The 11,409-nt window shown below is 72.0% G+C and carries 9 protein-coding genes; all 9 read right to left on the reverse strand.

Going from position 1 to position 11,409, the window contains the following annotated elements; translation table 11 throughout:
* Nucleotides 1-69: 69 nt before the first annotated feature.
* On the reverse strand, nt 70-492 hold the full coding sequence (locus ACFWIA_RS34525; protein WP_387011226.1) for a cytidine deaminase: 423 nt from the start codon (nt 490-492) through the stop codon (nt 70-72).
* Nucleotides 489-1,778: an ABC transporter permease gene (locus ACFWIA_RS34530; RefSeq protein WP_387011227.1), complete on the reverse strand. Its 1,290-nt coding sequence runs from the start codon at nt 1,776-1,778 to the stop codon at nt 489-491. Before ACFWIA_RS34530 ends, ACFWIA_RS34525 begins: the two co-directional genes overlap by 4 nt.
* Nucleotides 1,775-2,908 carry an ABC transporter permease gene (locus ACFWIA_RS34535; protein ID WP_387011228.1) on the reverse strand — a complete coding sequence of 378 codons (1,134 nt, stop codon included), beginning with the start codon at nt 2,906-2,908 and terminating at the stop codon, nt 1,775-1,777. The genes ACFWIA_RS34530 and ACFWIA_RS34535 overlap by 4 nt, the downstream gene beginning before the upstream one ends.
* Nucleotides 2,905-4,557, reverse strand: a complete 1,653-nt coding sequence (locus ACFWIA_RS34540; protein ID WP_387011234.1) for an ABC transporter ATP-binding protein — start codon at nt 4,555-4,557, stop codon at nt 2,905-2,907. The genes ACFWIA_RS34535 and ACFWIA_RS34540 overlap by 4 nt, the downstream gene beginning before the upstream one ends.
* Before the next feature lie 208 nt (nt 4,558-4,765).
* Entirely contained in the window at nt 4,766-5,827 is a 1,062-nt protein-coding gene (locus ACFWIA_RS34545; protein WP_387011229.1) for a BMP family protein, read from the reverse strand.
* 623 nt (nt 5,828-6,450) lie between these two features.
* Nucleotides 6,451-7,698: an amidohydrolase gene (locus ACFWIA_RS34550; RefSeq protein ID WP_387011230.1), complete on the reverse strand. Its 1,248-nt coding sequence runs from the start codon at nt 7,696-7,698 to the stop codon at nt 6,451-6,453.
* A 136-nt stretch (nt 7,699-7,834) separates the two neighbouring features.
* Entirely contained in the window at nt 7,835-8,947 is a 1,113-nt protein-coding gene (locus ACFWIA_RS34555; protein ID WP_387011231.1) for a hypothetical protein, read from the reverse strand.
* Nucleotides 8,948-8,986: 39 nt separating this feature from the next.
* A complete protein-coding gene (locus ACFWIA_RS34560; RefSeq protein ID WP_387011232.1) occupies nt 8,987-9,928 on the reverse strand; it encodes an N-acetylneuraminate synthase family protein in 942 nt (313 codons plus the stop codon).
* Nucleotides 9,929-9,940: 12 nt separating this feature from the next.
* Nucleotides 9,941-11,194, reverse strand: coding sequence for a cytidylyltransferase domain-containing protein (locus ACFWIA_RS34565; protein ID WP_387011233.1), 1,254 nt, complete (start codon nt 11,192-11,194; stop codon nt 9,941-9,943).
* Nucleotides 11,195-11,409: the final 215 nt, after the last annotated feature.

An 11,409-nucleotide genomic window follows, 5' to 3' on the forward strand; every position in this document is an offset into this window, starting at 1 on the left:
CCCCCGACGCCGACGGCCCCCCTCCCCCAGGCAGCGGGGGGTCGGGGGCCGTCGGGTCGGGCGGGTCGGTTACGCGAGGTGCTCCGGGCCGAACGCCTGGGGGAGCATCTCGGACAGGGGGAGCAGACCCGCCGGGGTCTCCAGGAGCAGCCCGGGGCCACCGAACTCGTACAGGAGCTGGCGGCAGCGCCCGCACGGGACGAGGACCTCGCCCCGTCCGTCCACGCAGGTGAAGTGGGTCAGCCGGCCGCCGCCCGAGTTGAGCAGGTCGGACACCAGCCCGCACTCGGCGCACAGACCGATCCCGTACGAGGCGTTCTCGACGTTGCAGCCGGTGACGGTGCGGCCGTCGTCCACCCGGGCGGCGGCGCCCACCGGGTAGTGCGAGTAGGGGGCGTACGCCCGGGACATGGCGTCCCGGGCGGCCTCGCGCAGGGCCTCCCAGTCGACCGGGGCGACCCGGTCGTCCTGCGCCGGTGCGGGGGGCGTCACTTCCCTTGGCCCTTGCGGTACCTCATGCCGTCAGCCTTGGGCATCCGCAGGCGTTGTGCCGCGAGGGAGAGGACCAACAGGGTCACGACGTACGGGGTGGCGCCGACGAACTCGCCGGGGACCTCGTCCGTGAGGAGGAACCAGACCAGCACCACCGCGGCGACGACCAGGCTGATCACGCCCTGCACCACGGCCTTGCGGTACAGCTTCCAGCCGGCGAGCAGCACCAGCAGGACGACCAGGAGCAGCAGCATCGCGTGGACGACCTCGCCGCCGTTGCGCAGCTGGAGCGCGTCGGAGAAGCCGAACAGGCCGGCGCCCATGGCGAGCCCGCCGGGCCGCCAGTTGCCGAAGATCATCGCGGCGAGGCCGATGTACCCGCGTCCGCCGGTCTGGCCCTCCAGGTAGATGTGCGAGGTGACCAGGGCGAGGAAGGCGCCGCCGAGGCCGGCGAGGCCGCCGGAGATGGCGACGGCGAGGTACTTGTGCTGGTAGACGTTGACGCCGAGGGACTCGGCGGCGATCGGGTTCTCTCCGCAGGAGCGCAGTCGCAGCCCGAAGGGGGTGCGCCACAGGATCCACCAGCTGGCGAAGAAGAGCAGGACGGCGAGGAGGGTGACCACCGAGACGTTGGTGACCAGGCCGCCGAGGATGCCGGCGACGTCGGAGATCAGGAACCAGTGCAGGTCCTGGACGCTCTGGAGGCCGTCGGACAGTCCGGGGATCGTGATCTCGGGCAGTGACTCGGCGGGCGGGGACTGCTTGGGGTTGCCGCCCGCGGTCGCCGCGTCGCCGCCGGCGAAGAAGAGCTTGGCGAGGTACTGGGTGGCGCCCAGCGCCAGCAGGTTGATCGCCACACCGGAGACGATGTGGTCGACGCCGAAGGTGACGGTGGCGACGGCGTGGATGAGGCCGCCGATCACGCCGAAGCCGACGCCGCAGGCGAGTCCGAGCCAGGGGCTGGTCTGCCAGCCGATCCAGCCGGCGCCGAAGGTGCCGAGGATCATCATGCCTTCGAGGCCGATGTTGACGACGCCCGCCCGCTCGGACCACAGACCGGCGAGGCCGGCGAGGCCGATCGGGACGGCCAGCCTGAGGGCCGCGCTGATCTGGCCCTCGGAGGTGAGCTGGTCGGCGCCGGTGACGACGCGGACGGCGGAGACCAGGACGAGCGCGCCCGCGATGACGAGCAGGATGCGCGAGAGCGTCCAGCGGCTGCGCTTGGTCGCGCCCCGGTCCGCCTTGGGCGCCGCCGGCGGCGGCGTGTCGGTCATCGTGGCGGTCATCGGGCCACCTCCTGCTTCTCGGTACGGGCGGCGGCGGCCTGGGCGGCGAGTTCGGCACCGACGCGCTGCTGCTGGCGCTGGAGGCCGTAGCGACGGACCACTTCGTAGGCGATGACGACGCACAGGACGATGACGCCCTGGATCACGCCGAGGATCTCCTTGTCGTAGCCCTGGAGTTCCAGATGGCTGGTGGTGCGCTCCAGGAAGCCCCACAGCAGGGCGCCCAGGGCGATGCCGACGGGGTGGTTGCGGCCGAGCAGCGCGATGGCGATGCCGGTGAAGCCGATGCCCAGCGGGAAGTCGTTGGCGAACTGGTGGCTGTCGTTGAGCAGGGTCGGCATGCCGATGAGTCCGGCGACCGCGCCCGACAGGAGCATGCTGGTGGCGACCATCTTCTTGACGCTGACGCCGCTGGCGGCGGCGGCCGAGTCGGACTGGCCGACGGTGCGCAGGTCGAAGCCGAAGCGGGTGCGCCCGAGGACGAACCAGTACAGGACGCCGACGAGGATGGCGACGAGGACGAAGCCCCACACCTCACCGGCGGGGCCGGCGTCGAAGGCGAAGAACCAGGAGCTCTCCGGCAGCGGCGTGGTGGACACCAGGGTGCCCGCCTTGTCCAGCTGGCCGAGCTGCTCGGGCTGGATGAGGTAGCCGATCACGGCGGTGGCGATGGCGTTCAGCATGATGGTCGAGATGACCTCGCTGACGCCCCGGGTCACCTTGAGGATGCCCGCGATGGAGGCCCACAGGGCGCCCACCGCCATCGCGCAGAGGATCATCAGCGGGATGGCCAGCCAGCCGGGCGCGGTGAGCGCCCCGCCGAGCAGGGCGGCGACGAACGCGGCGAGCCGGTACTGGCCGTCGACGCCGATGTTGAAGAGGTTCATCCGGAAGCCGATGGCGACGGCGATGCCGGCGAGGTAGTACGTCGTCGCCTTGTTCAGGATGTAGACCTGGCTGTCGCTGGCGGAGCCGTAGGTCATCATGTCGCTGAACGCGGCGAACGGGTCCTTGCCGGTGGCCAGGAGCACCAGTGCGGTGATGATCAGCGCGGCGACCAGCGCGAGGGCCGGTGCCGCCACCGCGAGGAGCAGCCGCTCCTTGTCGAGGCGGGAGGTCAGTTTCTTCATCGGGCGTCGTCCTCCGACTCCGTGCCGTCCGCCTCGGGGTCCGCGGGGGCGGCGCCAGGGGCGTCCTCGGTGTGTTCCAGGTGGCCGGTGGCCGCGCCGGTCATGGCGGAGCCCAGTTCCTCGGGCGTGATGGAGTGCGGGTCGGCGTCGGCGACCAGCTTGCCGCGGAACATCACCCGCAGGCTGTCGGAGAGGCCGATCAACTCGTCCAGGTCGGCGGAGATCAGCAGCACGGCGAGGCCCTCGCGGCGGGCCTCGCGGATCTGGTCCCAGATCTGGGCCTGCGCGCCGACGTCCACGCCCCGGGTGGGGTGGGCGGCGATCAGCAGCTTCGGGTTGTGGCTCATCTCCCGGCCGACGATCAGCTTCTGCTGGTTGCCGCCGGACAGCGAGGCCGCGGTGACGTCGATGCCGGGGGTGCGGACGTCGTACTCGGTGACGATGCGCTCGGTGTCGGCGCGGGCGGCCTTGATGTCGAGGAGTCCGCCGCGGGAGTTGGGGCGCTCGGTGACGTGGCCGAGCATCCGGTTCTCCCAGAGCGGGGCTTCGAGGAGCAGGCCGTGGCGGTGGCGGTCCTCGGGGATGTAGCCGATGCCCTGTTCCCGGCGGTGCCGGGTGGGGGCGTGGGTGATGTTGGCGTCCCCGAGGGTGATGGTCCCGCTGTCCGGGTTGCGCATCCCCATGATCGCCTCGACCAGTTCCGCCTGGCCGTTGCCCTCCACCCCGGCGATGCCGAGGACCTCGCCCTGGTGGATGGTGAGGGTGATGTCGTCGAGGATGATCCGCTCGATGCCGTCGAGGTCGGTCTGGGTGAGCCGGACGGAGTCCACGACGAGGGTCGGGACGTCCGTGACGGTGGACCCGGAGGTCTCGGGCGAGGGCAGTTCGCTGCCGACCATCAGCTCGGCGAGCTGCTTGGAGGTGGTGGTGCGGGGGTCGGCGGTGCCGACGGTGGTGCCGCGCCGGATGACGGTGATGTCGTCGGCGACCGACAGCACCTCGCCGAGCTTGTGCGAGATGAAGATGACGGTCAGGCCCTCGGACTTCAGCTCCCGCAGGTTGTCGAACAGGGCGTCGACCTCCTGCGGGACGAGCACCGCGGTGGGCTCGTCGAGGATGAGGGTGCGCGCGCCCCGGTAGAGGACCTTGAGGATCTCCACCCGCTGGCGGTCGGCGACGCCGAGCTCCTCGACGAGGACGTCGGGACGGACGCCGAGGCTGTACGCGTCGGACAGTTCCTTGATCCGCTTGCGGGCCTTCCCGCCGATGCCGTGCAGCTTCTCGGCGCCGAGGACGACGTTCTCCAGCACGGTCAGGTTGTCGGCGAGCATGAAGTGCTGGTGCACCATGCCGATGCCGCGCGCGATCGCGTCGGAGGGGCTGTGGAACGACACCTGCTCGCCGTCGACCGTGATGGTGCCCTCGTCCGGCTTCTGCATGCCGTAGAGGATCTTCATCAGGGTGGACTTGCCGGCACCGTTCTCCCCGCACAGGGCATGGACGGTGCCCTTGCGGACGGTGATGTCGATGTCGCGGTTGGCGACGACGCCGGGGAACCGCTTGGTGATGCCGCGCAGTTCGACGGCAGCGGCCGGCGGCGGTGACGAGCTGGACGCGTTGATGGCGCACTCCTCGGGGAAAAGGGGCAGGCGAGGCGTGGGAGGGCGGGCGTCGGCGACGCGGGTTCCCGGTGCCGCCGGGGGGTGGCGACCTGTGCAACTGTCGCCGGGACGTCGGGGGACGTCACGCGCCAACTCCACGCTACACGCGTAGAGTTGACACATCGTTATGGCTCGGCGGGGAGGCGCGACCCGCCCCTCCCCGCCGAGCCCAGGTCCGGTGGACCGGACCGCGTGACTACGGGGTCGTCTTGACCTTGACCGCGCCGTCGATGATCTTCTGCTTGGCCTCGTCCAGCTTGGACTGGATGTCCTTGAGGAAGCCGCCGCTCTCGGAGAGCGAGACGCCGCCGTCCTTCAGCGGGTAGGAGTTGATGCCGGACAGCGGCTTGCCGTCCTTGACCGACTTGACCAGGTCGTAGACGCCGAGGTCGACGTTCTTGACGACCGAGGTCAGCACCGAGTTCTTGTACTTCGCCAGACCCGGGACGTTGTACTGGTCCGAGTCGACGCCGATGCCCCAGGCGCCCTTGACGCCCGCGACGGCCTCGATGGCGCCGGTGCCGGAGGAGCCGGCCGCCGTGTAGACCACGTCGGCGCCGTTGTCCAGCATGCCCTGGGCGGCTTCCTTGCCCTTGTCGGGGCTGGCGAAACCGGAGGTGTCCGAGCCGCGGCTCAGGTACTGGGTGTCGACCTTGATCTTGGAGTTGGTCTCCTTGACGCCCTGGACGAAGCCCGCCTCGAACTTCTTGATCAGCGGGATGTCCGCGCCGCCGATGAAGCCGACGTGGTCCTTCTTCGTCTTCAGCGCGGCGGCGACGCCGGCCAGGTAGGAGCCCTGCTCCTCGGTGAACGTGATGCTGGCGACGTTCTTGGCCTCGACGACCGAGTCCACGATGCCGAAGGTGGTGTCCGGGTACTTCGCGGCGATCTTCGTCATCGACGCGGAGTAGGCGTAGCCGACACCGATGATCGGGTTGTAACCCGCATCGGCGAGGGAGGACAGGCGCTGCTCGCGGTCCGCCTCGGTGTCGGTGACCTTGGCGGTCAGCTCCTTGAGCTCACCGCCGAGCTCCTTCTTCGCCTTGTCCGCGCCACGGGCGGCGGAGTCGTTGAACGAGTAGTCACCACGGCCGCCGACGTCGTAGGCGAGACCGATCTTGACGCCCTTGCCCCCGCTGGACGACGAGTCCGAACCGGACTCCTTCTTCTCGGACGACGTGCTGCCACAGGCCGTGGCGGTGAGTGAGAGCGCGGCGGTCGCGGCGACCACGGCGGAGAGTTTGGCTACCCGACGCAAGGGGGGCTCCTTCAACCTGACCGAAGCGCCACTTGCGGCGCTGGTTTTGCCGCGATCGTAACGCGCGTAGATGTCAGATAAAGGGCTCTTGCGGAGCTGTTATCGGATCGACGCACAGCCCGTGCGGGGGCCTGTCGGGTGCGATCACCTGGCGGTGCGCTGTTCCGTGCGGTGCGCTGTCGTTTCGCGCAGTTCCCCGCGCCCCTCATCGGGTGCGATCGTCTGGCGGTGCGCTGTTCTGCTCGGGTGCGCTGTGCGTTTGCGCAGTTCCCCGCGCCCCTTGAGGGGTGCGCTCCCCGCTCTGCTGCGGGTGCCGCGGTCTGTGACCCGCGGAATGCAACCCCGCCGGAGGCCCCGACAAGGAGCGCGGGGAACTCACCGCACAGGACAACGCACCCGGGCCGGGACGCACCCGATCAGGGGCGCGGGGAACTGCGCAACACCGCAGCGCACCCGAGCAGGACGGCGGACCCGCAGGTGGACGTACCCCGACAAGGGGCGCGGGGAACTGCGCGACAGCACAGCGCACCGCGCCGAACCGCACACCGCGAGGTGATCGCACCGAAGGGGTCGCGGGGAACCGCGCGGGGACGCACACCGCACCGTGCGCCCCCGGAACCGCATCAGCGACTCGCCGCGTCCAAGAGCGCAGCCGCGGTGAACAGCTCGACACCGACGGTGATCGCCCCCTCGTCGACATCGAAGTCCCCCTGGTGAAGGTCCCGCACCGCCCGCTCCCCGGGCACCCGCACCCCCAACCGCGCCATCGCCCCGGGCACGTGCTCCAGGTACCAGGAGAAGTCCTCGCCCCCGAGACTCTGCACGGTGTCCTCGACGGACCCGGCCCCCCGCCGCGCCGTCATCGCGGAGCGCAGCAGCTCGGTGACGTCGGGGTGGTTGACGACCGGGGGGACGCCCCGGACGTAGGTGATCTCGGTCTTCGCCCGGTACATGCTCGCGACCTCGTCGATCGCCGCGTGGACCAGGTCCGGCGCACGTCGCCACGCGTCGAGGTCGAGGCAGCGGACCGTGCCGGACAGTTCCGCGTGCTGCGGGATGACGTTGCAGGTGTGGCCGGACTCGATGCGGCCCCAGGTGACGGAGAGGCCGGAGCGGGCGTCGACCCGGCGGGCGACCAGGGCGGGCACGTCGACGGCGACCCGGGCCGCGGCGGCCACCAGGTCGGTGGTGAGGTGGGGCCGCGCGGTGTGGCCGCCGGGGCCGTCGAGGGAGACCTCCAGGCGATCGCAGGCGGAGGTGATGGGCCCGTGGCGCAGCCCGATGCGGCCGGCGTCGACCCGGGGGTCGCAGTGGACGCCGATGATCCGGCCGACCCCGTCGAGGGCGCCGGAGGCGATCGCGTCGGGCGCCCCGCCGGGCAGGACCTCCTCGGCGGGCTGGAAGATCAGCCGGACGGGGTGCGGGAGCGTTCCCTCGCGGTGCAGCTCGGCGAGGACCAGGCCGGCGCCGAGGACGACGGTGGTGTGCGCGTCGTGGCCGCAGGCGTGCGCCCGGTCGGGCACCGTGGAGCGGTAGGCGCAGCCGGTCTTGGTGTCCGGGATGGGCAGGGCGTCGATGTCCGCGCGCAGTGCCAGCACGGGACGGGCCCCGTCCCCGGTGCCGATGTCACAGATGAGGCCGGTGCCGGTGGCCAGGACCCGGGGCGCGAGGCCCGCCCGTTCCAGTCGGGTCTTGATGGCGGCCGTGGTGCGGAACTCCTGGTTGCCCAGCTCCGGGTGCATGTGCATGTCGCGGCGGAACGCGATCAGCTCGGCACGGAGCGCTTCGGGCAGGGTGCCGGGGAGCGTCCCGGCCAGGGGGGTCCCGCCGGGGCGGTCGGCTTCGGGCGTGGAGTCTGTGTCAGCGGACATCAGTTGGTTCACCCTTTGAAGGGTAAAGCGCCGGGAGGGTCAACTGGGCCGTGATCTAGGAAAGTTCAGCCGGATTGGCGTAACGGTTCGTGGTGCGGCGCGAATGAACGCCCCGGGGAGCGGGTAGGACACCTGGTTATCCCGCGCACACGGACCGCAGTCGGTGCACGTCACGGGCGGTGCCGGTGACCCCCGAGAGGAAGCCGTGCGCCCGGGGTGAGGCGCGTTCGGTGAGCCAGTCGGGTTCGATGTCGCAGACGGCGACCCTGGCTCCCGTACCGGCGAGGGCGAGCGGCAGGGTGTGGACGACGGTGGACGGGAAACTGAGCACCGTGCGGCCGATCGGCCCCCGGCGGGCTATCAGCTCCAACGGCAGGTCGGGGCGGCACACCTCCAGGCCGGTGCTGGTGGCCAGCCGGTGCAGTTTCTCGGGGCTCTCGCGGCGGTGGGCGAAGTACCGGGTGGCGCCGTGGGCGCGGGCGAGCGCCCGGACGGCGTCCAGGTAGCGGTCGGGGTCCACGACGCCCGTCTCCACCAGGGAGGTGCCGACCAGGTCCGCCCCCGCGCTGATCCTGGGCGGGCCGAAGCGGGACCGGGTCCAGGAGAAGTCGTTGGCGGTGATCCGGACGCCCTCCGGCACCGTCGCGATCGGCATCGCGGAGAACACCTCGACCGCACGGTCCCCGGTGGGGGTCAGCCGGCGTCTGGCCGCGCCGGATACGGGGGCGAACAGCAGGTCGCGGGGGCCCGGCCGGCCACCGCGGCGGTGCCAGCGCACCAGGCGTTCACCGCCCGCGAGCTGGGCGGTGAACTCCATGGTGGCGGTCCCGTCGTCCACCACGACCAGTTCCGGGGCCCGGGTCAGGGTGAGCAGGAGCTGGACGTAGCGGGAGAACGGGTCGCCGATGACGACCCGGTTCGCTTCGCGCAGCAGCGGGGTGAGGCCCCGGACCGTTCGGAGGGGGGCCGTGCTGCCGCCACGGGCCTCCTCCCAGCGGACCCGGTGGCCCTCGTCCCGGGCCAGCTCGGCCATCCGGCGGAGCTGGCCCCGGGTCATGGGGTCGCCGGGCGACAGCACCACCACGGTGACGTCCGGCGGGCGGTCCCCGGCCGGGGCGCCGGGGGTGCGCCCGCTGCCGTGCGCCCACTCCAACACGTTGAGGAGTTGGACGGGGCTCTCGACGAACGCGAGCGTCGGGGTGGGGCGGGTAGGGCGGGTGGGGCCCTGCGGCCCGACTCGGGGACTCAACGACCGCTCCGGGGGGCTGGGTGGCGGGGGTGGGGTGCGTCAGACCGTGACGGGCTCGGCGGCAGCGGTCTCGGCGTCGCCCTGCACGATGACACCGGGGACGCGGCGCAGCTTGCGCATGGGACCGAGCTCGGAGTCGTAGACCTTCTTGACGCCGTCGCCGAGGGACGCCTCGACGGTGCGGATGTCCCGCACCAGTCGGCTCAGGCCCTGCGGTTCGACGGACGCGGCCTGGTCGGAACCCCACATGGCACGGTCCAGGGTGATGTGCCGCTCCACGAACACCGCACCGAGGGCGACGGCCGCGAGGGTGGTCTGGAGGCCCGTCTCGTGCCCGGAGTAGCCGATCGGGACGTTCGGGTACTCCTGCTGGAGGGTGTGGATCACGCGCAGGTTCAGTTCCTCGGCCTTCGCCGGGTAGGTGGACGTGGCGTGGCAGAGCAGGATGTTGTCGGAGCCGAGGACCTCGACGGCGTGCCGGATCTGCTGGGGCGTCGACATGCCGGTGGACAGGATCACGGTGCGGCCGGTGGCGCGCAGGGAGCGCAGCAGTTCGTCGTCGGTGAGGGACGCGGAGGCGACCTTGTGGGCGGGGACGTCGAACTTCTCCAGGAACGCGACGGCCTCGGTGTCCCACGGGGAGGCGAACCAGTCGATGCCGCGCCGGGCGCAGTACTGGTCTATGGCGCGGTACTCGTCCTCGCCGAACTCGACGCGGTGACGGTAGTCGATGTAGGTCATGCGGCCCCAGGGGGTGTCGCGCTCGACGTCCCACTGGTCGCGCGGGGTGCAGATCTCCGGGGTGCGCTTCTGGAACTTGACGGCGTCGCAGCCCGCTTCGGCGGCGGCGTCGATCAGGGCGAGCGCCTTCTCCAGGTCGCCGTTGTGGTTGATGCCGATCTCACCGGTGACGTAGACGGGGCGGCCGGGCCCGGCGGTCTTGGTGCCGAGGGTGCGCAGACGGGAGGGGTGCTGGGACATGGGGGTGGTTCCTTAGCTGTCGGGTGTGGAGCTGTTGCCGGGTGTGGGGTTGTCGGGGACGGGGCCGGAGCCGTCGAGTGAGGGGCCGAGGAGCCAGGCAGCGATCTCCCGGATCGCGCCGTCGCCGCCGCGGGCGGTGGTGACGGCGCGGGCGGCGCCGCGGACGACGTCGTGGGCGTTCGCGACGGCCACCGGCCAGCCCGCGAGGGCGAAGCACGGCAGGTCGTTGACGTCGTTGCCGGCGTAGAGCACGCGTTCCGGTGCGATGCCCCGTTCCTCGCACCACTGCTTCAGTGCGAGGTCCTTGCGGTCGATGCCGTGCAGGACCGGGATGCGGAGCTTGTGGGCCCGGGCGGCGACCACCGGGTTCCGTTCCGTGGAGAGGACCAGCAGCGCCAGGCCCGCCTCGCGCAGGGCGGCGATGCCGAGTCCGTCGCCGCGGTGCACGGCGACGGTTTCCCGTCCGTCGGAGTCGATGAGCACCCGGTCGTCGGTCTGGGTGCCGTCGAAGTCGAGGACGACCGCGTCCACGTCCGTGCGGCGTGGCAGGGCGCCGGGCCGGTCCGCGTCGAGCACGGGGGCGAGGGCGCGGGCGCGGGCGAGGTCGTGCGGGTCGTCGATCTCCAGGACGCGGGCCGCGTCGGTGCGCACCAGTGCGGTCCGGCCGAAGAAGCGGTGCCGGGCGGTCCGGAAGCCGGGGGCGGCCATGGCGTAGGCGGCGCCGGTCTCCAGGAGGTCCTGGGGGCGGTCCTGGCGGCGGGGTCGGACCGCCTTGTCGTGGTTGACGCCGGCCGCCCCGCCGGGCGCGGCGTCCCGCCAGACGAAACCGTGGAAGGGGGCGACGGTGACGGCCGTGTCGGCGCCCCGGGTGACGGCGGCGGCGACCGCGTCCACGTCGGCGCCCGTCAGGAACGGGCTGGTGCACTGGACGAGGAGCACGACGTCGACGGGGTGGCCGTGGCGCGACTCGTGGGCGTCCAGGGCGTGCAGGACGGCGGCTTCGCTGCTCGCGGTGTCGTCCGCGAGGGCGGCGGGGCGCAGCACCACTTCGGCGTCGGCGAGGCGGGCGGCCTCGGCGATCGCGGGGTCGTCGGTGGAGACGATGACGTCCGTGACGTGCGGGGCGGCGCGGCAGGCGCGTACCGCTCGGACGACCAGCGGGACTCCGCCGACCGTGGCGAGGTTCTTGCCCGGGACTCCCTTGGAGCCGCCCCGGGCGGGGACCACGGCCAAGACCCTTGCCGGGTGGGGGGCGCGTACGGTCATCGGTCCGTCCTTCCAGGTGGCTGCGGTGTGGTGCGTTGCTCGGTGGTTTCGCGCAGTTCCCCGCGCCCCTTGCCTCGTCCGTCGGGCGACGGGTCCGTCGTGGTTGCTCGCGCAGTTCCCCGCGCCCCTGTGGGGCGCCCCGAAGGGGGCGCGGGGACCTGCGCGCGCGGCCACAGCGCACCCGCAGAGCACCGCGGTCCGCAGGCCGGACCCCC

Source organism: Streptomyces sp. NPDC127068 (assembly GCF_042724695.1).
Taxonomy (GTDB): Bacteria; Actinomycetota; Actinomycetes; order Streptomycetales; family Streptomycetaceae; genus Streptomyces.

Coding starts and splice junctions, on each gene's coding strand:
- ACFWIA_RS34530 (WP_387011227.1), bottom strand. CDS start 1,778: ATGACCGCCACGATGACCGACACGCCGCCGCCGGCGGCGCCCAAGGCG.
- ACFWIA_RS34535 (WP_387011228.1), bottom strand. CDS start 2,908: ATGAAGAAACTGACCTCCCGCCTCGACAAGGAGCGGCTGCTCCTCGCG.
- ACFWIA_RS34550 (WP_387011230.1), bottom strand. CDS start 7,698: ATGTCCGCTGACACAGACTCCACGCCCGAAGCCGACCGCCCCGGCGGG.
- ACFWIA_RS34560 (WP_387011232.1), bottom strand. CDS start 9,928: ATGTCCCAGCACCCCTCCCGTCTGCGCACCCTCGGCACCAAGACCGCC.
- ACFWIA_RS34565 (WP_387011233.1), bottom strand. CDS start 11,194: ATGACCGTACGCGCCCCCCACCCGGCAAGGGTCTTGGCCGTGGTCCCC.